Origin of the sequence: Paraburkholderia aromaticivorans (genome assembly GCF_002278075.1) — a bacterium.
Taxonomy (GTDB): Bacteria; Pseudomonadota; Gammaproteobacteria; order Burkholderiales; family Burkholderiaceae; genus Paraburkholderia; species Paraburkholderia aromaticivorans.
On record NZ_CP022989.1, the window covers coordinates 2,385,082 to 2,409,845 of the forward strand.

Below are 24,764 nucleotides of genomic sequence, written 5' to 3' on the forward strand. Positions count from 1 at the left end.
ATCCCTGCACCTCGGCCGTGCTGCAATGGGTCTGGCAGCACCGCGCCTTTCCTCATGTTTGCTGCCTTCCTTTCCTTCACACGGAGTCTGGAAAAATGACGATATCCCCGGCAAGCGGTTCGACCTCTCCCGTGCGGGAGGATCTATATAAGGCGAACAAAGACACCGGTAAGCCCGAGCCCGCCGCAAATGCTTTGCCGAACCCCGCTGTCACACCACCCGTCGCTTCGCAGGCAGGGTCGAAGAAGAACGATGCCCCCGGCCGTCGGGCAGGGCCTTCCACATCAGCTGCCTTATCGTCGCGCCAGACCTGCGGCGAGGCGCTGCCGGTGCAGGTCGGCCATGCGACTGCGAGAGCCAGAGCGCCGGATGCTTTATCGAGCGAAAACCGTTCTGCGAGGGCTGTGCCTGCGCGCGCCGGTGCCATTGCGGCAGGGGATCTCAACGGTTTGAACGGCAAGTCTTCCGCCGGGGCCGCGAATGCGCCGCAGGTCACGCAACCCACAGATATGCTGCCCGCCGCCAGCACCGAAGAGTTCAAGGAACTCAACAGGAAGTACGACACGGTGGATGGCTACGCTCACCGCAGCAGCGAGACCAACTCCCGAATTGCGCAGGAAATCGAAGCCGGCATCCAGCAGGAAATGACCGGATATCCGCCTCAGGTGATCCGGTTTCAGGAAAGGCAAACGCATTTGCAAGGCATGCTGTCCGAGCTTCCGGATAGCGAGCGGCAATTCTACGGCGGTGTTCTTGCCACAGTGGGCGCGGCCTACCAGCTCGAAACCGACGGCGACAAACGCTACGTACTAGACCAGAAGCTGGCCGGTCTGGAGCATACCGTTCGCGAGGAAGTCAACCGGGCTCGCAACGATCCGGTCGACCGGGTGCTAGGCCAGTTCAACCCGCCCATGGGCGAAGCCTATCTGAACAAGGAGGACCGGGAACGCTCGGGCAGTCTGGACAAATTGCGCGAACAGTTTCTAGGGGCGGCGGATGCCGGCGAAAGGGAGAGCATATTCGCCGAAGCCAGCGACCTGAAAAGCAAACTGCAAGGGCGAATCTCCGTCGAAGTCGGCAAACGCCAGCGCGTGGAACACGCGCAGTGGAAGGAGGCCAACGGTGAAGTGGACCGCATTCTGCGGGAAGCCGAGGCGCAGACCGATCCCGCGAGGCGCTACGAACTGATTGGCCGTCAACTTTTTCAGATCAACCCGGGCGAGGACGCGTTGAAAGACAAAGTCGTTCTGGCCTTTACAGAACGCATGCACGATTCGCCGCCATTGCGGGACAAACTGGATACCTGGCACGATCATGTCAGCGGCCCACTCAATGCGCAATCCGTGGGCGCGGCCAAAAAATATACGGATATTCTCAGCAACCTGCCGCCCGTGAGCGCCGACTACGTGCGTGATCTCAGCGACCGGTACAACGCCGTCCTCCAGGACGTCACTTATAAAGACGATTCCATCACCCCCGCGGCGCGGGCGGAAAAGACGGCCGGGCAGGTGCTGGAAGGCGTTGAGCGCGTGCTGCTCGGCCTGACGCCTTTAGCTCCGCTGGCCGATCTCCAACCCTCCACCTTGCCGGACAACGTCCGCATGGGCCTCGATTATGGATCGGCGCTCCTCGGCATGCTGGGTGGGGAAGGCTGGGGTATCGCCAGAGAAATCGGTCTCGCGGGCAAAGCGGTCTCCGCGGCAGCACGGGATGCCGAGGCGGCCAACCTGGCTGGAGAGGGCGGCGCCACTGCCGGCAAAGGTCTGGTTCAGTCAGCGGGTAAAGGCGTTCTGGAGGGCCTGCAGGCAGAACAGACCTTGAGTCGCGACGCGAGGGCAGCGGAACAGGCGCTGCTGGAGAAGACCCTGGCCGAGGCTGGTCCAGCCGTGGATCCCACCAGCCTGCTCGCGCACCAGAGCGTGGCGGACGGGCCCCATGGATCGCTGGTGAATTACGCCGATCCCGACGTATCGTTGAAGGATCTCCGTGCGGGCCCGACCCGAGGCATCCTGGTGGATGCCAAAGGTGACCGGTATATCGAACTTGGCGGAAAGGCTTATCACGCCCGTTTTGACCGGGATACAGACAGTTGGCGGGTGTTTAACAAAGGGGCGGATTTGAAGCCGCAATACCCCGTCCGCCTGAATGAGACAACGCAGAAGTGGGAGCTTGATCGTGAAGTGGGGCTGAGGGGCGGAGCGGCAGGAAAAAAAATTAGTGATGAAGTCCGGCAGGAAGTCATCAGGCTATTGAATGAAGAGGACTTGTCATGCGGCGGAATCGCAAAGAAATTGGGAATATCTGAAGGGTCGGTACGCAGAATTGCCAAACAAGAAAAAATTACCTCGCTTGCCGCTGCTTCTTTTAAATATGTACCAATCTCAGACGGAACCAGGCGAGATATTGTCAAGTTGTTGAAAGACGGCGTGTCACGTGGGCAGATAGCCGCGCAATTTGGCGTATCCCAAACGACTGTCGGCAGGATCGCCAAGGAAGCCGGTATCGCGTCATCTGCCGGAGCTATGTCTGGTCGCACTGTGATTACGCCGGAAATCCGCGAGAAAGTGATTCAAATGCTGAAGAAAGATATGTCGCGTCGAGAAATAGCGCGGCAATTAGATATATCGGCAGGTTCGGTATTCAAAATTGCCGAGAAACACAAGATCCCCCTTACTGCCGCCGCATCTCTGCGCACCCTGAAAACTTCGGACGGAGATCGCCAGACAATCATCAAACTGCTCGAGGAGGGCGTGTTGAAACGAGAAATCGCCGCGCAGACGGGCGTGTCTCAAGCGACGATTTCGACGATCGCGAAGCAGGAGGGAATCGTTGCTGCCATGCCCAAGGGCGTGACGCCGGAGCAGATCGACCAGATATTTGCACTGAAAGACCAGGGGAAGACCAATGTCCATATTGCCGACGCGCTCAAGTTCTCGAAGAGTAAAGTCAGCGACATTCTCGTCAATTACAACCCCGCTACTTACAAAAGGTCGTGGTGGAATACGACGCCGGAAAACCGGACAGCGGCGATTCAGCAACTGGACGAGGGCAAAACTTCCAGAGAAATTGCACGGGATCTGAAACTTCCATTTGAAACCGTGCGGGGGATTGCCAACGAACACCGGATGGCAAGAGATTCGTTGGCGAGGGAGCTTCTGGAGCAAGGAAAGTCCGCCGAAGAGGTGGCCGAGTCGCTAGACATGCATCCCGACTATGTCAGGCGTCTGACCGACGGTATACGCGAAGGTACACATGACAGCCATTTCACTTCGAAAGACCGGGATGCGGCAATGGACATGTTCGAGAAGGGTTATGACAAAGAGGAGGTTGCCGCGAAACTCGGCATTTCTCCGTGGAAGGCCCGTAGCCTTGTTAATGAATTCCAGACGCAAACCATGGATTCGGTGACGCCGGAGCAACTGGACGACATCGCACGGATACTCAGCAATGTGGACTATTGCCTGACGACCGGCGATCTCGCCAAGGCGACCGACTTGCCCGAAAGTACGGTTGCGCTTGTCGAGCAGCAGTATGCGGGTGGCTATATAGCTCGCTCGCGGTTTCCACAACCGGGTACGTCATCCGATATGTCGCTGGGACGTGGCGATCATTACGAGTGGATTCCACCGCTTTCTCCAGAGCAGGAAATCGAGGCGGTTCGTGCAATGAATGAAGGCGGGAGTCTTAAGGACGTTGCTGCGCAACTCAATCAACCTTACGCGGCGATCGAGCGTTTGCACGAGGGGGATTTACCACTCGTGGCACCGCAGGACGATGTTATGGACGTCCCCACAGCGCAACTGTCTCATCATGGAACGACTGCGCTCAGCGAGGCCGATAAAGCTGAAATCCGAAATCTGGCGCACAGAAGCGGTGTGAGCGCGTCATTCATTGCCAATCTGATTGATGCGCGAGTGGAAGACATTCAAAAAATACTGAGCTCGAATCCCTGAGCACCCCGTAGGCGACTTACCGGGCGCGGGCATGCCCTGCGGGCGAGGGGCTGCCCGTTCACGCGCAATGCCAGTCCACCAACAGTTGAGGCCGTGAAGCGGCACACCCGAACCCGCACAGACAAAAGCGCCGTGACGACGAAAAAGCCATTCCTCCCGGGGGCATATAATGTCGAACGACCTGCCGCCCCTCCAGACAAATGCCCGACCTGCTAGCCAATCTAAACCCCGAACAACACGCCGCCGTCACGCTCCCCAACGAGCCGGCGCTCATTCTCGCCGGCGCGGGCAGCGGCAAGACCCGCGTTCTGATCACGCGCATCGCCTGGCTGATCCAGCATGGGCTGGCCTCACCCGCCACGATTCTGGCGGTGACCTTCACCAACAAGGCCGCCCGTGAAATGATGTCGCGCCTGTCCGCGCTCCTGCCGATCGACACGCGCGGCATGTGGATCGGCACCTTCCACGGTCTGTGCAATCGCATGCTGCGCGCGCATCATCGCGACGCCGGCCTGCCGGCCACCTTCCAGATTCTCGATACCGCGGACCAGCTGTCCGCGATCAAGCGTCTGATGAAGGGCCTCAATATCGACGACGAAAAGTACCCGGCGAAAAATCTCCAGTACTTCATCAACAACGCGAAGGAACAAGGCCTGCGGCCTAAAGACGTCGACGCCACGGACAACTTCAACCGCAAATTCGTCGAACTCTACGAAGCCTACGACCAGCAGTGCCAGCGCGAAGGCGTCGTCGACTTTCCGGAATTGCTGCTGCGCTGCTACGAGCTGCTCGCGCACAATCCGCCGCTGCGCGCCCACTACCAGGCGCGCTTCAAGCACATTCTGGTCGACGAGTTCCAGGACACCAACAAGCTGCAATACGCGTGGCTCAAGCTGCTGGCGGGCCAGACCAACTCGATCTTCGCGGTCGGCGACGACGACCAGTCGATCTACGCTTTCCGCGGCGCGAACGTCGGCAACATGCGCGACTTCGAACACGAGTTCAACGTTCGCCACCTGATCAAGCTCGAGCAGAACTACCGCTCGCACGGCCATATTCTCGACGCCGCCAATCAGCTGATCGCCAACAACTCGCGGCGTCTGGGCAAGAATCTGCGTACCGACGCGGGCCACGGCGAACCGGTGCGCGTGTATGAATCCGCGACCGATTCGCAGGAAGCCGGCTGGATCGTCGAGGAAATCAAGGCGCTGATCAGCACCGGCACGTCGCGCAGCGAAATCGCGATTCTCTATCGCAGCAACGCCCAGTCGCGCACGATCGAACACACGCTGGTCAACGCGGGCATCGCGTACCGCGTGTACGGCGGCTTGCGCTTTTTCGAGCGCCAGGAAGTCAAGCACGCGCTCGCCTATCTGCGCCTGATCGACAATCCGAACGACGACACCGCGTTTGCGCGCGTCGTCAATTTCCCGACCCGCGGCATCGGCGCGCGCTCCATCGAGCAACTCGCGGACGCGGCGCGCCTGTACAACTGCTCGATGGCCGCGGCGATTCCGTACGTCGCGGGCAAGGCGGGTTCGAGCCTCGCGGGCTTCGCGAACCTGATCGGCAAGATGCGCGCGGAAACGCAGCAGATGAGCCTGCCGGAAACCGTGGAGTACGTGGTCCGCACCAGCGGCCTCGCGGAGTTCTACCAGAACGAGCGCGAAGGCCAGGACCGGCTGGAGAACTTGCAGGAACTGGTCAACGCGGCCGCCGCGTTCGTCAGCGAAGAGGGCTACGGCATGGACACGCCGGCGCGCTCCATTCCGCTGCGTCCGGGCGCGACCGCCGCACCCGAACTGGCCGTCGCCACCGACGATCCGAATACCGTCGTGCTCGACGCACCGGGCATCGCCGATCCCGCGCAAAACCCGGACACGATGACGCCGCTCGCCGGCTTCCTGTCGCACGCGTCGCTCGAAGCGGGCGACAACCAGGCGCAAGCCGGCCAGGAGGCCGTCCAACTGATGACGGTGCACGCCGCCAAGGGCCTCGAATTCACGGCGGTGTTCATCACCGGTCTCGAAGAGGGGCTGTTCCCGCACGAGAACAGCGCGATGGAATCGGACGGTCTGGAGGAAGAGCGCCGCCTGATGTACGTGGCGATCACGCGGGCGAAGGAGCGGCTGTATCTGTCCTTCGCGCAAAGCCGCATGCTGCACGGCCAGACCCGTTACAACATCCGCTCGCGTTTCTTCGACGAACTGCCGCAGGAAACGCTCAAGTGGCTCACGCCGAAAGTCGAGGCGGGCGCGCGTTGGGGCGGCCGTTCGGACAACGCGGGCTATGGGCGCGACTGGTTCGCGCGGCCGGGTTATACGGGACCTGCCTCATCCACACCGGCGCAGTTGCCCGCGTTCGCCAATGAACAGCGTGCGGCGGAAACGGGTTTCCGCGTGGGACAACAGGTGTTCCATACCAAGTTCGGCGAAGGCACGATCACCGCGCTCGAAGGCGGCGGCACCGACGCGAAGGCGCAGGTCAAATTCAAGCGGCACGGCGAGAAGTGGCTGGCGCTCGCGGTCGCCAAACTGCAGGCGGTGGAATGAGCGGGGCGGACGCCGGCATGCCGGGGATGGGCGCGCCCGGCACAGGAACGGCTGACGCGGGCGCGGCCGGCACGCGAGTGGCCGGGGCAGGAGCGGCTGACGCAGGCACCATGGCCGCGCGCACGTCCGCGCTCGACCCGAACCGCGGCGGCGCGCCGGTTTCGCATCGGCCGCTCGGGATTCTGGCGGCTTTGCCGCAAGAACTCGGCGATCTGCTCGAAGCGATGCGTGCCGAGGCCGGCGTGCGCACCATCACGCACGGTCAGCGAAACTATCACCTGGGCACCGTTCACGGCGCGCCGTGCGTCGTCACGCTGGCGCGCGTCGGCAAGGTCGCGGCGGCGGCCACGGTCAGCGCGCTGATCCACGCGTTCGACGTGGAAGCGATCGTGTTCACCGGCGTGGCCGGCGGCGTGGGGACCGAGGTGCGGGTGGGCGATATCGTCGTCGCCGACACGCTGCTTCAGCACGATCTCGACGCATCGCCGTTGTTTCCGCGTTTCGAAGTGCCGTTGCTGGGCATCTCGCATTTCAGCGCCGATGCGGCATTGGCCGGGCAGTTGGCGGCGGCCTGCGAATGCTTCGTCGCGCAAGAGGGCGCGGCCTCGGCAGCGCGTTTCGGTACGCGCGAGCCGCGCGTACATCGCGGTTTGATCATCAGCGGCGATCAGTTCGTGGCGAGCGCGGCGGGCGTTCGCGCTTTGCGCGATGCGCTGCCGAATGCGCTCGCGGTGGAGATGGAAGGCGCGGCCATCGCGCAGGTGTGTCACGAATACGGCGTGCCATGCGCGGTCGTGCGCACCATCTCGGATACCGCGGACGATCACGCGCCGGCGTCGTTCGTGTCGTTTCTCACGGAGATTGCCGGGACGTATTCGAACGCGATTCTGACGCGGTTTCTGCAGGCGCGGAGTTCACGAGTCTGACGGATGGCGTCGAGCGCGTTTTGCCGGCGCTCACGACGACAATGGCGCGCGCGTCGACCCGGCGCGCCCGTTGCATGCTACTTGTCGCTGGCGTCGCCCAGCGCCTCGCGCACCTGCTGCAAAGCCGCCGGATCCTCGATGGTCGGCAGATCGCCCGGTTCGCGCCCTTCGGCGAGTGCCGCGATCGCGCGTCGCAATAGCTTGCCGGAGCGCGTCTTCGGCAGCATCGGCACCACGACGACCCGCGTCGGCCGCGCAATCGCGCCGAGCTGACGGTCCACCGTCGCCATGAGTTCGGTTTCCAGCTTGCTGCGCTTTTTCGCGTCGGCATAGGCCTGCGCGTCGCGCAGCACCACGAAGGCCATCGCCGCCTGGCCCTTGAGCGCGTCCGCCACGCCGACCACCGCCACTTCCGCGACGGCCGCGTGGCTCGACAGCGCTTCCTCGATCTCGCGCGTGCCGAGCCGGTGACCGGCGACGTTGATCACGTCGTCGGTGCGGCCGAGGATCGTCACGTAGCCGTCCTCGTCCTGCACGCCCCAGTCGAAGGTCGAATAGACCTGCTGGTTCGGAACGCTTGACCAGTACGTGCTGACGAAGCGACGGTCGTCGCCCCATACCGTCGACATGCAGCCCGGCGGCAGCGGATAGGCCAGCGTGAGCACGCCTTTTTCGCCGGCCGGGCAAGGCTCGCCGGTCAGCTCGTTGCGCAAGGTCAGATTGAAACCCGCCGACGGCACACCGGGCGAGCCGAGCTTGGTGGGCAGCGCTTCGACGCCGCGCGGAATGGCCAGCATCGGCCAGCCGGTTTCGGTCTGCCAGTAGTTGTCGATCACCGGCTTGCCGAGCGCGTCGGCGATCCATGCGGCGGTCGGTTCGTCGAGTGGCTCGCCGGCAAGGAACAGCGCGCGCAGGCTCGACAGATCGGCTTTCTTCAGGAACGCCGGGTCCTGCTTTTTCAGCACGCGCAAGGCGGTCGGCGCGGTGAACATCAGATTGATCCTGTGATGCTCGACGAGCCGCCACCAGATGCCGCCGTCCGGGCGGATCGGCGTGCCTTCGTACATCACCGTGGTGAGGCCCGCGATCAGCGGCGCGTAGACGATATAGCTATGGCCGACCACCCAGCCCACGTCGGAGGCGGTGAACATCGTGTCGCCCGGCTTGCCCTGGAAGATATGTTCCATCGACGCGGCCAGCGCGACCGCATAGCCGCCGACGTCGCGCTGCACGCCCTTCGGCTTGCCGGTCGTGCCCGACGTGTACAGCACATAGGAAGGCTCGTTCGATTCGAGCCACTCGCACGGCACGTGGGCGTCGAAAAACTGTTCGCGCAGCGGTTCGTAGGCGACCAGGTAGCTCGCGTTGAGGCGCTCGGGCGCGAGTTGCCGGTCGATCAGCAAAACGCGCGGCGTCTTGTGGCTCGCGCGGGCGAGCGCTTCGTCCACGAGGGGCGTGTAGTCGATCACCTTGCCGCCGCGCGCGCCGGCGTCGGCGGTGACGATCAGCACGGGCTTCGCATCGTCGATGCGGGCCGCGAGATTCGGCGCGGCGAAGCCGCCGAACACCACCGAATGAATCGCGCCGAGCCGCGCGCACGCGAGCATCGCGAACAGGGCCTCGGGGATCATCGGCAAATAGAGCAGGACGACGTCGCCACGCTTCACGCCGAGCGAGCGCATGACCGCGGCCATGCGATTGATTTCCGCGTGCAGTTCGGCGTAGGTGTAGCGCCGCTCGATGCCGGTTTCCGTCGAGACATACACCAGCGCGTTCTGCTGCGCGCGCTCGGCCAGATGACGGTCCACCGCGTTGTGGCAGAGATTCGTGCGGCCGCCGACGAACCAGCGCGCGAACGGCGGATTCGAACGGTCGAGCACCGTGTCGAACGGCGTCTGCCAGTGGATGCGCCGCGCTTCGTCGCGCCAGAATGCCTCGGGGTGCTCGATCGAACGGCGATGGAAGTCGCGATAGCTGGTCATCTGCGGCGATCCTTCTGCTGCGTGAGTGAACGCATGTCGGGGCGCGCTGCCGTGTGGCGCGGCGCGAGAACAACGCGGGTATCCGCACAAGCATAGAGCACGCGCGGCTCGGCGGACAACGCGGGTTCACCATGAGCGGCGCGCTAGAAAAAAGGCGCCGCGGCGCCTTTCTCCCGATGCCCCTTCCGTGATGCCGGTCAGGCCTTCGCGCGCTTGCCTTCCACATCCGGCAGAAACACCGTCAGCACGCCGATCAGCGGCAGGAACGAACAGACCTTGTACACATAGGTGATGCTGGTCGCATCGGCCAACTGCCCGAGCACGGCCGCGCCGATGCCGCCCATGCCGAACGCGAAGCCGAATAACAGGCCCGCGACCATGCCCACCTTGCCGGGGATCAACTCCTGCGCATACACGAGAATCGCCGAGAAGGCGGAGGCCAGCACCACCCCGATGATCACCGTCAGCACGCCGGTCCAGAACAGGTTGGCGTAGGGCAGCAGCAGCGTGAAGGGCGCCACGCCGAGAATCGACACCCAGATCACATACTTGCGGCCGATCCGGTCGCCGATCGGCCCGCCGATCACCGTGCCCGCCGCGACCGCCGCGAGGAACACGAACAGGTGGACCTGCGCGGCCTGCACGGGCAGATGGAATTTGTCGATCAGATAGAAGGTGAAGTAGCTGTTGATGCTGGCGAGATAGAAGTACTTCGAGAACACCAGCAGGATCAGCACGCCCATCGCGAACATGACCTTGCTGCGCGAGAGCGTGGCATGGCCGGCCGCGCCGCGCGCCTTCTTCGCCGACGGATGCTGCTTGTACCAGCGGCCGATCTGCGTCAGCACGACGATCGCGACGAGCGCCGCCACCGAGAACCACGCAATGCTGCGCTGGCCGTGCGGAATCACGATCAACGCGGCGAGCAGCGGCCCGAGCGACGAACCCGCATTGCCGCCCACCTGGAACAGCGACTGCGCAAGCCCGTGACGGCCGCCCGACGCCATGCGCGCCACCCGTGACGATTCCGGATGGAACACCGACGAGCCGCAGCCGACCAGCGCCGCCGCCACCAGCAGCACGCCGAAACTGGGCGCGACCGACATGAGCAGCAGGCCGGCGAGCGTGAAGCCCATGCCGACGGGCAGCGAATACGGCTTCGGATGCTTGTCCGTATAGATGCCGACGAGCGGCTGCAGCAGCGACGCGGTGATCTGGTAGGTCAGCGTAATCAGGCCGATCTGTCCGAACGACAACGAGAAGTTGTCTTTCAGCATCGGGTAGATCGCGAGAATCAACGACTGGATCATGTCGTTGAGCAAATGCGAAAAGCTGATTGCGCCGAGCACGGAGTAGACCGTGCGCTGGACGCTGGCGGCCGGCTGCGCGGCGGTGGCGGCGGTTGCGGTGCCGGTCGGCGCGCCGGCGAGGGCGCTTTTTTCGAGGCTCGTTTGCATACGCTGGATGAGAGAGGAGAAAGAGTGATCTGACGCCGCGGTGCGGTTCAAACACCGTTTTCAGTGCTGCGACATGTCGACGCGGTTTTTGGCGAAGTCAGTTATTTGTCGAAGTTTAATGTGGCTTGACTGAATTGTAAGGACAAGTTTTGTCGCGAATCGGACAGGCGGCGCGGAGGAGGGACAGCGTGCGCGCGCCGAAACGGGGCGGCGCGCGCACCGCGGCGGTGCCAGCAATGAGGTATTGCGACGCTTCCGCGCCGACGGCATCTCGTCCGATAAATACCAACCCGGCGATTTTTGGCCATGTATAAAACCGGTCGCGGGCGCGAGGCTTACGAGGCGGCGCGTCGAGGACCGGGTGACACACGACCGGCATTGCGCGAGCGACGCTAAAGATCGCAGACGTTGTGCCGTAGACCCGGAGAGATGAGCAGCAATGCCGGAACCGACCTTTCCGGCAGGTCTACACGTGGGGACGGGGAATATGAAAGCAGTTTCGCTGGGTGGCCAGACGGGCGCGGGGTTCGTACCGGAGGGAGAAGCGGCCGGCAAGACGCCGCCGCAGGGCGAGCGCAGCCGTTCGCGCGCGGTCAGGTTCAAGGGTTTGTCGGTGAAGGCGATGCTGCGCCTCGCGTTTGCCGTGCTGCTGATCGGAACGCTGCTGATCGGCGTGTTTGCGTTGACCCAGATCAGCCGCCTGAATGCATCCGCCCAATCCATCTACGATCAGGGGCACGTTGCCAGCCGTGCGGCCGAAGAGGCGCGCGGCTACATGCTGCGCGCGAGCCGCGCGCAAAAAATGCTGCTCACCGCGACCACCGCGAAAGAACGCGACGATCTCGGTGCCGACATCGAGACGGGCTTGAGCGGTCTCGCCACGCAACTCGGTACGCTGCAACAGTACGTCGACGCCTCCGACGCGAAGGCCGTCGACCAGCAGAAGAAATTCGCCGCCGCCGTGACGGCGTGGAGCGGACATCTGCGCGACTTCGTGACGCTCGTGAAGGCGCAGCCGCTCGATCTCTCCCAGATGAACTGGCAGGTCGGCACGCAGGACGTGTCGCTGCTGGTCGAAACCGGCAAGCTCGAAAAACTCGTCGACGAACTCGTCGCGCAGCGCGGCACGGCGGCGAAGGCGACCATCGAGGCGTCGGGCTTCATTTACCACTCGTCGTTCGTGATGATCGCGGTCGCGACGCTCGGCCTGATCGTGCTCGCGTTCGGCATCAGCGAGTGGGTGGTGCGGCGCCTTGCCGGCCAGCTCGGCGGCGAACCGGCGTACGCGAAGGAAATTGCCAGCCGGATCGCGGCGGGCGATCTGTCTGTCGAGATCGCGTTGGGTCGCAAGGACAGGTCGAGCATGCTGTTCGCGCTGCAAGACATGCAAAGCGGCCTCGCGACGACGGTCGCCGACATTGCATCGAGCGCGGACGCGATTGCGACGGCATCGGGCGAGATTTCGATGGGTAATCTCGACCTGTCGCAGCGCACCGAGCAACAGGCGATGGCGCTCGAGCGCACCGCCACCAGCATGGAGCAATTGACCTCGACCGTGCGCCAGAATGCCGACAATGCGAAGCAGGCCAGCACGCTGGCCAATAACGCATCGGAGATCGCGGAGAAGGGCGGCGAGGTGGTGAGCCGGGTGGTCGCGACGATGAACGAGATCAACGACAGCGCGCGCAGTATCGGCGACATCATCGGCGTGATCGAGGGGATTGCGTTTCAGACCAATATTCTCGCGCTGAACGCGGCGGTCGAGGCCGCGCGTGCCGGAGAGGAAGGACGCGGATTTTCCGTGGTCGCAGCGGAAGTGCGTAATCTGGCGCAGCGGAGCGCGGCGGCCGCCAAGGAGATCAAAGGCTTGATCAGTACCTCGGTCGAACGGGTGAGCAATGGGTCGACGCTCGCTCAGGATGCCGGGCAGACTATGGATGAAGTCGTCAAGGCCGTGAAGCGCGTGACCGACATCATGGGCGAGATTTCGGCAGCTTCGTCCGAGCAGAGCGCCGGGATCGAAGAAATCAACCTCGCGGTGACGCAGATGGATTCCGGGACGCAGCAGAATGCGGCGTTGGTGGAAGAGGCGACGGCCGCGGCCAGGTCGTTGGACGATCAGGCGCGGGGGTTGAAGGTGATGGTGGGGAAGTTCAGGTTATAAGTGGGGGGCCTGGTCGGCGGGGTTTTTTGGGGTGTTGGCCTTTCCTTGCTTTCCTGGTGGTCTATTAGCGTTGCCCCTGTGCGGGGCAATGCTCTCAACTTAAGCCCCAAAGAGCTTGTAAACGAGGCATTGCCCCTGTAAACTTCATCGCATAACTCACTGATTAATCAACGATATGAACTCAAATGCCAGCGTCCTCGCGGCTTCTGGCTGAGTTCTCCGAATTCCTGTTCGATCCGGCGCTCGCCGATCGCGTGCGTCGTTCTCCCACCGCCTTTACCCGCAATCGCACACTGACCTTGCCGCGCATGGCCGCGCTGATGATGTCCGGCATGTGCGCCAGCGTGCAGGCCGAACTTGACGCGCTATTCGGCGCAAAAATCCTCGCCGACAACCTGTTGACCCTGCTCAGCGATCTCGATGCGCCGCACGACGACAGACATGCCAGCCGTCCTAATCGGGTGTATGCACTGGGCGCACTCAAGCCCATCCTCGGCGCGTGTCTTCTGCGCATCCAGCGCTGTCTGGACGGCCTCGTCGGTGTGCTGGAAGTGATCCACCAGACCCGATGCCGGATACAGCCCTCACGCTCCTATCCAAGAGCACCCAGAAAAGCCAAGCCCCACTTCCATCTCGCGTACAAACTCGCTTGATGCAGCGGGGCTTAAGTTGAGAGCATTGCCCCGCACAGGGGCAACACTAATAGACCACGAAGAAAGCAAGGAAAGGCCAACACCCCAAAAAAACCCCGCCGAGCAGGCCCAAACGAATCACCCAGCCTTGGCGCTCCCAGGCGTAACCACAACCGTGCAGGTAATCCCCGCAGCCAACACGACATTGTCAGGCACCGAATCGATCTTCACCCGCACAGGCACGCGCTGCGCCAACCGCACCCAGTTAAAAGTCGGATTCACATCGGCAAGCAGTTCACGGCTTTCAGGATTATCCCGGTCATAGATCCCTCGGGAAATACTCTCGACATGCCCCTGCAGCGTGCCGCCGCTCATCAGCCGAACCTCGGCCTTATCGCCGACGCGCACATGCGGCAGCTTGGTTTCCTCGAAATAGCCATACACCCAGAACGAGTGGCTATCGACAATCGCCAGCTTGGCCGAACCCACCGTCGCATAGTCGCCGCGGAACACGCTCAGGTTCGTCACATACCCGTCGACCGGCGACACCACCCGCGTGCGTTCGAGATTCAGCTTGGCCGCATCGAGCGTCGCCAAAGCCTGCTGATAGGAAGCCTCGGCGGCCGAAGCCGTGTGCGTGGCATTCTCACGGTTTTCTTTCGACACGACCAGCGCATCCATATCCGCACGCCGTTGCGCGTCATCGCGCCTCATCTGCAGTTCGGCCTTGCGCGCGGCGACCGCAGCCTGGGCTTGCTCAACCGCAAGCTGATAGTGCGATGGGTCGATCTGCATCAGCAGATCGCCTTTCTTCACCAGCTGATTGTCCTTCACTGGCAGATCGACAATCGCGCCGGAAACGTCCGGGGCGATATTCACGATCTCGGCGCGCACGCGACCGTCGCGCGTCCACGGTTCGTCCATGTAATGAACCCACAGCATGCGTCCAATCAGAATCGCGACGATAAAAATAACGGCTGTCGCGACGAAGCCCACAATATTTCGGATGGTCATGTTTCGACTCTTATCAACGATAAACGGCGAGGCCGAGCACGCCGCACACACACACGAGCAAGCTGGCCCGGAACAAGGACGGATGCCACACCACGCGATACAGGCCCGTATGGGCGATCACGCGGTCCAGCACCCAGGTAAGCGCGGCGCCCGCGATGAACAGCAGCACGATGGCCGGCACGTACGCGTCCAACACGGCGATATCACGTGGCATGACGAACTCCTTCTGACGCGCCGGCACGTCCGCTCATCAGCGATTCAAGCGGCGATTGCGGATCGAGCAGCGCGGTACGAATGAAATGCAGTTGACTCAAAATGCGTTGCAGTTGGTGCCGTTCTTCACGCGGCGGCGCGAAAGCGGCCAGCACCTGCTGAACCGCGGTGATCGCGTCGCTGGTCGCGGCGAGCGCGCGGTCGAAGCGGTCTTCACGCGGCCGCTCGAATAGCGCGGCCAGTGCGTCTCGCATGGCACGCAACGAGCCGCGCCACGGCATCGACTTCGCATAGCGCGCGTCGGCCGGCAGCGCCGCCAGTTCGCGGCGCAGGTCGATCACCGCGTTGCCCACTTCGAGCACCGAGAAGAGCCAGCGCAACGTGTCGCGCTTGAGTTCGGGCTCGTGCTGCGCAAGCGCGTTGATCTGGAACATCAGGTCGCGCGCGCCGCTCTCGAAGCGCGAACGCACCCGGCGCATACCCGCGCGGCTCGCCAGCACCACCTGTCGGCGCAGATCCATCAGCAGGCGGTTGCGCAGCCAGGGCGTCGAGGGCGGCAACAGCACCGCGAACGCGATCGATGCCACCAGCATCGACAGCACGAGCGCCAGCGAATCGTTCATGAAGCTGCTCGGGTCGTAGTGAATCACGTTGTCCGGGCCGGCCAGGAAGCAGAAGAAGATGCAATAGCCGATGCCGTAGCCGGCCAGCGCGGGCCGTGTCGTCATGAACACGCCGAGCAGCAGGAACGGCGTGAGCGCGGCGCACAGCAGCGGGAAGCCGTCAATGTGCGGAAACACGCCGAACACCGCGATCATCCCCATCACCGTGGCGACCAGCGTGCCGCCGGCCATCTGGAACGCCGTGCGTTTCGGATTCGGCGACGACGATGCCAGCGCGCACACGGCCGCGGCGGTCAGCGTCAAGGTCGAACCGCTCGGCCACGCGGTCGCGATCCAGAACGCGCCGAGCACCGTCATCACGATGGCGGCGCGCACGCCCGACACGCTTGCCGCGATCGCGTTCGTCTTCGGTTCATAACGCTCGATCCAGCGCTCGCGCTCGTGCGTATCGACTGAGAGAGACGCATACGTGGCCGCATAGGCATGCAGATCGTCGATGAAGCGATACAGCAGTTCGGCGCCGGTGTCGAAGTCGAGCAGCGGCGCGTCGGGATGCACTTCCAGTTCCGCGCGGGTCGCGCGCATGCGCTTGGGCAACTCGGCCTTGAAGGCCTCGAGTTGCGCGGCGGCGTGAACGGCATCCGCGGCGGTCAACACCGGCTCGCCGGATTTCGCGAGCAGGGGGGCAATTTCGCGGAAGTACGGTTCGAGCGCATCGATCGCGATCGACGCGCCGCTTGTGTTCGCGTTGCGCAAGCGGTTCATCAACTGGTGCAGCGCGTGAAAGCGCGTCGAGGCGGTCATGAACTCGCTGTTCAGACGCGCGAGACGGCCGCCGCGCATGCGCGAGTCGGGGCCCTCGAACACGGCCACGCTGCGCGCCGCCTCGAAGCCGACGATATCGGCGACAAAGCGCGCATTGGTCGCTTCGATCTGCGCGCGGTCGTTGTGGCCGGCGAGCGACGCCGATACATACTCGACGAATGCCGAGAAGCGCGCCCGCACGGCGCCACGCATCTGCATGCCGGCGAAGCGCGGAAACACGAGGCCGCTCACCGCGCCCGCGCAAACGATGCCGACCACCACCTCGGCCACCCGCGTGAGCGCGCTCAGAAACGCGCCGTCCGGATGCTGCGAAGCGGGGATGCCGATCAGCGCGGCGGTGTAGCCCGCCAGCACGAAACCGTACGACCTGAAGTTGCGGTTGCGCGCGGCGCCCGCGGTGCAGACGCCGACCCAGACCGCGGTCGCGACGATGAACAGTTCCGGCTGCTGCGCGAACAGGCCGATCAACGCGAGCATCACGACGAGACCGACGAGGGTGCCGCAGATCCGGTAGAAGCTCTTCGCGAACACCATGCCGCTTTGCGGCTGCATCACGATGAACACGGTGGTCATCGCCGTGCGCGGCTGCGGCAGGTCGAGCTTCATCGCGACGCCGAGCGCGAGGAAGCAGGCGGCAAGCGCCTTGAACAGATAGATCCAGGTCAGGCCGTCGTTACGCGCCCAGTCGACGGCGGCCGCGTATAACGCTGCGAACGACGCCGGACGCGGCGCGGAAAAAGGGGAGGCGGACATGGTCAGCTTCCCGACCTGGCAGGCTGGGTGCTGGCGGTCGAGCCGGGCGCCACCGTTTTGCCCTTGCCGTGCGCCGGCAGCGTCTCTTTGGCCTGCGGACCGTTGGCCGGATCGTCGAGTCCACCGCCCAACGCCGTGACCAGCGACGCATGCGCGCCGAGCCGTTCCGCCTGGATCTTCGCCACGCCTTCCTGCGCGTGCAGCAACTGGTTTTGCGCGATCAGCACGTTCAGATAGTCGGTCAGGCCGCGCCGGTAACCTTCACGCGACAGATCGTAGTTCTTGCGGGCGGTCGCGACCGAACGGTCGGCGTCTTCCGCCTGGGTCGCCAGCGAGCGGATCCGGATCACCTGATCGGAAATGTCCTTCAGCGCGCCGACAATCGACTGGTTATAGCGGTCGACGGCTTCGTCATAGCCCGCGGAGGCCGCACCGAGTTGCGAACGCAGACGGCCGCCGTCGAGAATCGGCAGCGACAGCGCCGGCCCTGCGCTCCAGCTATGCGACGGGCTCTTCAGGAACTGGAACAGCGGCCCCATCGCCGCGTACCCGCCGATTGACGCCAGCAGGTTGATGTCCGGATAGAAGTCGGCCTTGGCGACGTCGATGCCGCGTGCTTGCGCCGCGACCGACCAGCGCGCCGCGACCACATCCGGCCGGTGGCCGATCAGGTCCGCGGGCAATGCGCTCGGCAGCCCGGCCGGCGCGTTCAGCGAAAGCGTCGGACGCTGGATCGAATCGCCCGCGCCCGGGCCTTTGCCGGCGAGCGCGGCCAGCTGATTGCGGCCGAGCGCGATTTTTTCCTCGATTTCGTCGATCTGCCGTTCGTATTCCGGCAGCGGCGTTTCGGCCTGGCTGACTTCCAGCTGCGTGCCGATGCCGCCTTTGAGCCGCCGGTTGGCCAGATCCACGATCTGCTGCTGTTGCTGCAAGGTGGACCTGGCGATGTCGAGCAGCGCGTAGTTCATCGACATCTCGATATACGTGCGCACCACGTTGCCTTCCAGTTCGAGCTGGGCGGCGCGGGCGTCGGCCGAGCTCGCGTGAGCGGCGTCGAGCGCGCGCTCGGCGGCGTTCTTGTCCTTGCCCCAGATGTCGAGGTGATACGACAGGCCGAGCGTGCCGGTGTTGTTCCACGATTGCTCGCCCGCGAGCGGGCCCGGGCCGTAGTACAGATTGTCGGCCCACTTCTGGCGCTGGATCGACAGGCTGCCGTTGACTTGCGGCGACAACGCCGCACGGGCCACGCCCGCCATCGACATGGCTTCGCGCACGCGGGCCTGGGCGGCCGCGAGGCTTGGATTGCCCGCTTGCGCGGCGTCGATCCATTCGTTCAGCTGCGGATCGTTATAGGCTCGCCACCAGTCGACGGCGGGCCACTGCGCGTCCGCATTGGCGGCGCGGATCGCGTTGCCCGCATCGAGCGAAGCCGGCTCGACTCCGCTCGCTTGCGGCGCGACGCCTCCGGTACTGGCACAGCCGGCGATTGTTAATAGGATCGTAAGAACCGCGGCTGCGGCGATCCCTTTCGGTACCGGAGACTGCACGATTTCCTCCAGAAATGACTATAGAAGCATGTGCGTCATTATATTTTTTGATCAATTGCGGAATAACACGTAAAGATGCAAGGCATTTTTACGTGTTATGAGACAATCGCCTTTGCGAATCGTGTAACAATCGCTTCCGATCACAAGGGAAAGTTATGGATACGCTTCAAAACATGCGCGTATTTGTCCGCGTCGTCGAAGCGGGCAGCTTTACGGGTGCCGCGCAGCATCTGAACACGACCACGGCTTATGCGTCGCGCGCGGTGTCCGATCTGGAAGCGCATCTGCGCACGCGCCTGCTGAACCGCACCACGCGCCGCATCGCGCTGACCGAGGCCGGCGAGCGCTATCTGCAGCGCTGCGAGCAGATTCTCGCGTACGTGGATCAGGCGGAGGCCGAGGCGAGCGATGCCCACGCCCGCCCGTCCGGCAAACTCAAGGTCCACGCCATGACGAGCTTCGGCCAGCACTATGTGGTGCCGGCCGTGGGCCGCTATCAGGAGCGCTACCCGGACGTGCATATCGAGCTGACGCTCGCGCAGCGCATGCCCGATCTGCTCGACGAAGGCTTTGACGTCTCGCTCACGCTCGCTACCAGCCTGCCGGATTCGGGGCTGGTGTCGCAGCGCCTTGGCAGCGCGTTCAGCATTGCGTGCGCGTCGCCCGCCTATCTGGAGCGGCACGGCGTGCCGCAAACACCCGCAGATCTCGTGCACCACACCTGTATGCAAATGGTCACACCCGTGTTTCCGACCGACAAATGGACCTTCGACGGTCCGAACGGCGAGGAAACGATCGCCCTCGGCGCGACCACCTTCCAGGTGAACGTGGCCGAAGCCATGGCGGTGGCCGTGTGCCGCGGCATGGGCGTCGGGCTGATTCCGATCTACTCGGCAATCAGCGGCTTGCGAAGTGGTGAACTGGTGTGGCTGTTGCCGGAATACACGTCGCAGGAGATGAATCTGTACGCGTTGTACCCGTCCCGGCAGTATCTGGACGCGAAAATCCGCACGTGGGTCGAGTTCCTGCGCGACGAGCTGCCCGCCACGCTGGCCGCGGATCACGCTGAATTGCGCGAGTTCGCGCGGGTGTAAAACCGTGCTGCGCGCGCGTGTTGACAAAGGTTGACCGTGCGGGGCGCGGGGGTGTGACCGACTGTTACATATCTGCCGCGCCGCAACATTTCCTTACTTTCACCGCGCGATCGATTTGCTAACGTGTCGTTCATGCGCTGCGGTATTGCACCGGAGGCGCTGGATTTTCCGCCATTCGGCAATATCGCAACAACAGAAGCACGAGGGATTCATGGATACGCATCTGATGATCGGCGTGGCCGTCATGATTGGGTTGATCGGGATTGCCGCATCGCGCGATCTGCTGCGCCGCCTGCGCGAACAGCAGCCGCAGCTGGTGCCGGTCAAGGTCGAGCGCCCGGATGTGCAGGCACAACGGCGCCACCGTTGAGCTTCGTTGGGGCGCTTGTCTAGGGGGTGGCCTGTTTGCGGGAGGAGGCGCGGTTCGGGCGGGGGCGCGGGTTCGTTGCGCTCAGGCGCTCGCCATTGCACTCATGGCCGGTCGCTGGTGGCCGGTTAAGCGCCGCGATTGCCGAATCGCTTCGCGGCGCGTCACGGCTCGCTCGTGTCTTCGAGCTCATGTCGGTCATTAGGTCCGTCGTCAGGGTCGTCGTCACGCCCGTCGTTCATGTTCAGTTCAGTGCTGCGATCAGACCGGGTTCGTCATTGAGCGTGCGGTTCACTTCGTGGCTTACCCGGTGCCAGCGAAAGCGCCCGGCAGCGAGCCCCGCGCTGCGCGCCAGCTGCTCGAGCTGGTCGAGCGGCAAAGACGGATCCAGCCAGCGGCGTGCCGCATCCGGCGCGAAGGCCAGCGGTCGGCGGTCGTGGAGGTCGACAAGACCCGTATCGACGACGGCCGTCACGATCACCATGCCCATGCCTTCCGTTTGCGCTTCGGTGCCGCGCACGCTGGAGAGCGCCGCCAGATACATGGGGGCATCGCTTTTCAGATGCACGAAGTAGGGCTGGCGGTTCGCCGGCTCGTCTGCCCTGTTCCCGCCTTCCCTAGCGGTGGTGACGGACGCGCTTTCCACGCGCCATTCGAACCAGCCGTCCGCCGGCACCAATACCCGCCCGGTCTTCCACAGTTCCTCGAAATAGCGCCCGGTCGGCGCGGTGTCGGCGCGTGCGTTGATCGTCTGCGGCAGATGCTGTTCTCGCGCCCAGGCGGGGCAATATCCCCAATGGATCGCGCGCATCGTTTGATCCGGGTAGACCGCGAGGGGGTGCGTGCCGGGCGCGAGGTTGTAGCCGGGACGCCGGTCAGCGGCATCGAAGAGCATGAGCGGATCGGCAAGACCGAGGTGCTCGGCGTAGCGATGCGGATCGCGGTACTGGCTGATTCGACCACACATGAGCGACCTCCGAGCGGCCAGGGATTCGACAACCGCGGTTCGACGACTTCATCAGCGTAGCGTCTGATGGGTGGGCTCGCTACCCAGATCGGCCCCAAGCCGCCTGAAACGGCTACTAGATCTCGACGACCTTGTCCCATGCAAACAGCGGATTTTCCAGCAGCCCTGTGCGCCGGTCGAGGTAGCCGCGGGGATTGCAGACCACCCGCGTGCCGTTCACGCTGTAGTCGAACGGTGTATGCGTATGCCCATGAATCCACAACGCAACCGGCGGGCCGACGAGCTCCGGCAGGTGATTGACGAAGCCCGCCGACACGCGGTCTTCCGCATAGCGCGCGGCAAGACTCATCCGATGCGGCGCATGATGCGTCACGACAATCGTCTTGCCGCCAAACGGTCTGGCGAGTTCGTTTTCAAGCCAGGTGCGCGCCTGCCGGTGCAGGGCGAGCGAATCGTCGGGGGTGAAGTCACGCGTTGCGTCATGCGTGTCGTGCGGCCAGTTCATCTGGATCAGCCCGCGAAAATCGAGCATGACCCGCCGCGACGCCTCGATCGACTCGGCGAGCGCATCCGCGTCGTTTCCGTATAACGCGAAGTCGGTCCACAACGTCGTGCCGAGCACGCGCCACCGGCCTTGCGGGTCGACCAGCGCGGCGTTGTTCAGCACGTGCACGTTGTCGACCTGGGCGGCCGCGTCGTAGAGCGCGGCGTCGAGCGCGCTGAACTCGCCGTCGTAGTATTCGTGATTGCCGGGCACGTAGATCACCGGCACGGCGCCGTCGAAAGTCTGCGCGGCCCAGCGCGGTCCGGCCGCGTGATTGTGGATGTCGCCCGCCAGCACGATCAGATCCGCCTGCGCATGCGGGATCAGCTCGGGCTCGTCGTTCTCCAGATGCAGATCGGACAGCACTCGAATCTTCACGACCACGACTCCTGCAACGGACTCCGCACGGGAACGCGGAGCTTCAGACGCTAGCGTAGCACCTTGCCCGGATTCATCAGATTCAGCGGATCGAGCGCGCGTTTGACGGCGCGCATCAACTGCACCTCGACGTCCTGCTTGTAGTGCATCGCCTCGTCGATCTTCAACTGGCCGAGCCCGTGTTCCGCGCTGATGCTGCCGCGATGCCGGTGCACGCTGTCGTAGACGATCTGGTTGATCGGGCTCTGGTGCTGTTCGAGGAACGCCTTTGCGTCGACGCCTTGCGGCGCCTGCACGTTGTAGTGCAGATTGCCGTCGCCGAGATGGCCGAACGTCACCATGCGCGCGCCGGGTACGGCCTGCGCGATCGCCGCGTCGGTTTCCTCGATGAAGTGGCCGATGCGCGAGATCGGCACTGCGATATCGTGCTTGATGTTCAGGCCTTCCTCGGCCTGGGCGAGTGGAATGTGTTCACGCAGATTCCAGAACGCCCGCGACTGGCCGAGATTTTCCGCGACCACCGCGTCTTGCACCAGACCGTTTTCCAGCGCCGTTTCCATTAAACGTTCGAATAGTCCGCGCGCGTGCTCCTCGCTCTCGCTGTCCGACAGTTCGAGCAGCACGACTTGCGCGTGCGGCTCGGCGAACGGATAGCGCATCTGCTCGAAATGGCGGCCAACGAGGCGCAGGCAGAAATCCGACATCAATTCGAAACCGGTCAGCAGCGGCCCGGCGACGCGCTGCGTGAGCGACAGAAAATCGAGCGCGGCGTGCGGCGAAGCGAGCGCGGCGAGCGCCGTGACGCGCGCGGCCGGTTGCGGATGCAACTTGAGCACGGCGGCGGTGATGATGCCGAGCGTGCCTTCCGCGCCGATGAAGAGGTCGCGCAGATCGTAGCCGGTGTTGTCCTTGCGCAGTCCGCGCAGGCCGTCCCACAGTTCGCCCTGCGGCGTGACGACTTCGAGGCCGAGGCACAACTCGCGCGTGTTGCCGTAGCGAAGCACGCCGGTGCCGCCCGCATTGGTGGCGAGATTGCCGCCGATCGTGCAACTGCCCTCGGCGGCGAGGCTCAGCGGAAACAGGCGGCCGGCTTCTTGGGCGTGCTTCTGCACTTCGGCGAGGATCACGCCGGCTTCGACCGTGATCGTATTGTTGTGCGGATCGATGTCACGCACCCGGTTCAGCCGCCGCAAGCTGATGACGGCCTGCGCGCCGCTTGCGTCCGGCGTGGCGCCGCCGGCGAGGCCCGTGTTGCCGCCTTGCGGGACCAGCGCGATGCGATGCTCGACGGCGAGCTTCACGAGCGCCGCGACTTCTTCGGGCGTGGCCGGACAGAGCACCGCGCACGCCGCGCCGGTGTAGCGGCGGCGCCAGTCGGTCAGGTAAGGGGCGGTGTCGTGCGGGTCGGTCAGCACCTGTGCTGCGCCGATGGCATCGCGGCAGGCGGCGAGGAAAGCGGTTTGGGTCATGTTCGGTCGGTCAGCGTGTTCGGGCGAGATGTCGGGGCGTTCTGGTCAGACGGTCGGGTTGGGCTGGTTCGTGGTCTGGCTTGGAGTTTGTTTCGCGTCCTGTTTATCAGGCTGCTTCTCACGCTGCTTGTCAGCCTGCTTCTCAGCCTGCTTCTCAGCCTGGTTCTCAGCCTGTCGCGGCCTGTTTTGCAGCACGTTTTGCCGCGCGTTTGAACGGCGCGACATAGGCCAGCGCGCAAACGAAAAAGGCCACGGAAAGCGTGGCTTCCAGCCAGCCGAGACCGGCGCTCAGCCCACGGTCGCTCCAGCCGCGCACCACGCCTTCGGAAAAATACAGCAGGATCAGCATCGACGCCCATTGCAGCGTATAAAGCCGTTGCCGCACGACGCCGGGTGATGCGAGCAGCAGCGGCACAGCCTTGAGCACGAGCAGCGACCCGCCGGGACGCAGCGGCGCGAGCCACCACTCCCACGCGACGGACAGGGCGATCAGCGCAACCAGGGCAATGGTCGCACCGAGCGCGGCGGCGCGATTTCGCTGCACGGCCGTAGCGTTGGGCGGCGGCGCAGGCGTGGGGGCGTTCGCGGCCGCTTCGGCGTGCGGCTCGCTCACGGCCTTTCGCTCATGGATGCCGCCGTGCGCGCGACGCGTGCGCCGAGCGCGATGGCGAGCGTCTTTTCGTCCGCGGAGATGCCGTGTTCGGCGCTGCCCGCGCGCGCGAAATGCGACGCGCCATAAGGCGTGCCGCCGGTTTGCGTGGTGCTCAGCGCGCTCTCGGTGTAAGGGATGCCGACGATCAGCATGCCGTGATGCAGAAGCGGCAGCATCATGGAAAGCAGCGTGGATTCCTGGCCGCCGTGCAGACTGCCGGTGGACGTGAACACGCAGGCGGGCTTGCCGGCAAGAGCGCCGGAGAGCCACTGCGGCGTGGTGCCGTCGAGAAAGTATTTGAGCGACGCGGCCATGTTGCCGAAACGGGTGGGCGAACCGAGCGCGAGACCAGCGCATTCCTCGAGATCGCGCAGTTCGACGTAGGGCGGGCCTTCGGCGGGGATATCGGGCTGAGTCGCTTCGCAGACGGTGGACACTGCCGGCACTGTACGCACACGCGCCTGCATGCCGGGGACGCTGTCGACGCCGTGCGCGATCGCCAGCGCGAGTTCGCGCGTGGCGCCGTGACGGCTGTAATAGAGCACGAGAATGTCTTTCATAGGCCTCATCGGTGAACGGGTATTATAGGGGCTGGGTCCGATCCACAGGCCACTCATAGCCGTTCGGCCAGGTCGCGGGCGCGGCCCTGAAA

The 24,764-nt window shown here is 64.1% G+C and carries 18 protein-coding genes; 7 read left to right on the forward strand and 11 right to left on the reverse strand.

Features of this window, described 5'->3' with window-relative positions; all coding sequences use genetic code 11:
- Positions 1-95: 95 nt before the first annotated feature.
- The 3 genes from CJU94_RS10975 (at position 96) to CJU94_RS10985 (ending at position 7,431) form a co-directional block, all read left to right on the forward strand.
- Entirely contained in the window at positions 96-3,953 is a 3,858-nt protein-coding gene (locus CJU94_RS10975; protein WP_095418709.1) for a DNA-binding protein, read from the forward strand.
- A gap of 200 nt (positions 3,954-4,153) precedes the next feature.
- Positions 4,154-6,505, forward strand: coding sequence for a UvrD-helicase domain-containing protein (locus CJU94_RS10980; protein WP_095418710.1), 2,352 nt, complete (start codon positions 4,154-4,156; stop codon positions 6,503-6,505).
- A gap of 110 nt (positions 6,506-6,615) precedes the next feature.
- On the forward strand, positions 6,616-7,431 hold the full coding sequence (locus tag CJU94_RS10985; protein ID WP_095420297.1) for a 5'-methylthioadenosine/adenosylhomocysteine nucleosidase: 816 nt from the start codon (positions 6,616-6,618) through the stop codon (positions 7,429-7,431).
- A 77-nt stretch (positions 7,432-7,508) separates the two neighbouring features.
- Here the strand turns inward: CJU94_RS10985 and CJU94_RS10990 are convergent, their stop codons facing one another.
- Entirely contained in the window at positions 7,509-9,413 is a 1,905-nt protein-coding gene (locus CJU94_RS10990; protein ID WP_095418711.1) for a propionate--CoA ligase, read from the reverse strand.
- Between the two features lie 197 nt (positions 9,414-9,610).
- A complete protein-coding gene (locus CJU94_RS10995; RefSeq protein WP_095418712.1) occupies positions 9,611-10,870 on the reverse strand; it encodes an MFS transporter in 1,260 nt (419 codons plus the stop codon).
- Between the two features lie 487 nt (positions 10,871-11,357).
- On the opposite strand from CJU94_RS10995, the gene CJU94_RS11000 reads away from it, so the two are divergent.
- Together CJU94_RS11000 and CJU94_RS41570 are read left to right on the forward strand one after the other, a co-directional pair.
- Entirely contained in the window at positions 11,358-13,034 is a 1,677-nt protein-coding gene (locus tag CJU94_RS11000; RefSeq protein ID WP_095418713.1) for a methyl-accepting chemotaxis protein, read from the forward strand.
- Positions 13,035-13,219: 185 nt separating this feature from the next.
- Entirely contained in the window at positions 13,220-13,687 is a 468-nt protein-coding gene (locus CJU94_RS41570; protein WP_208645307.1) for a hypothetical protein, read from the forward strand.
- Positions 13,688-13,804: 117 nt separating this feature from the next.
- Here the strand turns inward: CJU94_RS41570 and CJU94_RS11010 are convergent, their stop codons facing one another.
- From CJU94_RS11010 to CJU94_RS11025, 4 genes are read right to left on the reverse strand one after another with little or no spacing between them, the layout of a single operon-like run.
- Positions 13,805-14,680: an efflux RND transporter periplasmic adaptor subunit gene (locus tag CJU94_RS11010; RefSeq protein ID WP_095418714.1), complete on the reverse strand. Its 876-nt coding sequence runs from the start codon at positions 14,678-14,680 to the stop codon at positions 13,805-13,807.
- Positions 14,681-14,693: 13 nt separating this feature from the next.
- Positions 14,694-14,894, reverse strand: a complete 201-nt coding sequence (locus CJU94_RS11015; RefSeq protein WP_095418715.1) for a DUF1656 domain-containing protein — start codon at positions 14,892-14,894, stop codon at positions 14,694-14,696.
- Positions 14,884-17,094, reverse strand: a complete 2,211-nt coding sequence (locus tag CJU94_RS11020; RefSeq protein ID WP_095418716.1) for an FUSC family protein — start codon at positions 17,092-17,094, stop codon at positions 14,884-14,886. Before CJU94_RS11020 ends, CJU94_RS11015 begins: the two co-directional genes overlap by 11 nt.
- Positions 17,095-17,096: 2 nt before the next feature.
- Positions 17,097-18,641: an efflux transporter outer membrane subunit gene (locus CJU94_RS11025; protein WP_095418717.1), complete on the reverse strand. Its 1,545-nt coding sequence runs from the start codon at positions 18,639-18,641 to the stop codon at positions 17,097-17,099.
- A gap of 155 nt (positions 18,642-18,796) precedes the next feature.
- On the opposite strand from CJU94_RS11025, the gene CJU94_RS11030 reads away from it, so the two are divergent.
- Both CJU94_RS11030 and CJU94_RS41385 read left to right on the forward strand, forming a co-directional pair.
- Positions 18,797-19,735, forward strand: coding sequence for a LysR family transcriptional regulator (locus CJU94_RS11030; protein ID WP_095418718.1), 939 nt, complete (start codon positions 18,797-18,799; stop codon positions 19,733-19,735).
- A 211-nt stretch (positions 19,736-19,946) separates the two neighbouring features.
- On the forward strand, positions 19,947-20,105 hold the full coding sequence (locus CJU94_RS41385; protein WP_167397527.1) for a hypothetical protein: 159 nt from the start codon (positions 19,947-19,949) through the stop codon (positions 20,103-20,105).
- A gap of 241 nt (positions 20,106-20,346) precedes the next feature.
- On the opposite strand, the gene CJU94_RS11035 is transcribed toward CJU94_RS41385, so the two are convergent.
- The 5 genes from CJU94_RS11035 to wrbA all read right to left on the reverse strand — a co-directional run bounded on the left by CJU94_RS11035 (position 20,347) and on the right by wrbA (position 24,672).
- Positions 20,347-21,069: an SOS response-associated peptidase gene (locus CJU94_RS11035; RefSeq protein ID WP_095418719.1), complete on the reverse strand. Its 723-nt coding sequence runs from the start codon at positions 21,067-21,069 to the stop codon at positions 20,347-20,349.
- A gap of 115 nt (positions 21,070-21,184) precedes the next feature.
- Entirely contained in the window at positions 21,185-21,991 is an 807-nt protein-coding gene (locus tag CJU94_RS11040; RefSeq protein WP_095420298.1) for a metallophosphoesterase, read from the reverse strand.
- 50 nt (positions 21,992-22,041) lie between these two features.
- Positions 22,042-23,460 carry an FAD-binding oxidoreductase gene (locus CJU94_RS11045; RefSeq protein WP_095418720.1) on the reverse strand — a complete coding sequence of 473 codons (1,419 nt, stop codon included), beginning with the start codon at positions 23,458-23,460 and terminating at the stop codon, positions 22,042-22,044.
- Between the two features lie 166 nt (positions 23,461-23,626).
- Positions 23,627-24,091 carry a DUF2069 domain-containing protein gene (locus CJU94_RS11050; protein WP_095420299.1) on the reverse strand — a complete coding sequence of 155 codons (465 nt, stop codon included), beginning with the start codon at positions 24,089-24,091 and terminating at the stop codon, positions 23,627-23,629.
- Positions 24,070-24,672: an NAD(P)H:quinone oxidoreductase gene (wrbA, locus tag CJU94_RS11055; protein ID WP_095418721.1), complete on the reverse strand. Its 603-nt coding sequence runs from the start codon at positions 24,670-24,672 to the stop codon at positions 24,070-24,072. Before wrbA ends, CJU94_RS11050 begins: the two co-directional genes overlap by 22 nt.
- Positions 24,673-24,764: the final 92 nt, after the last annotated feature.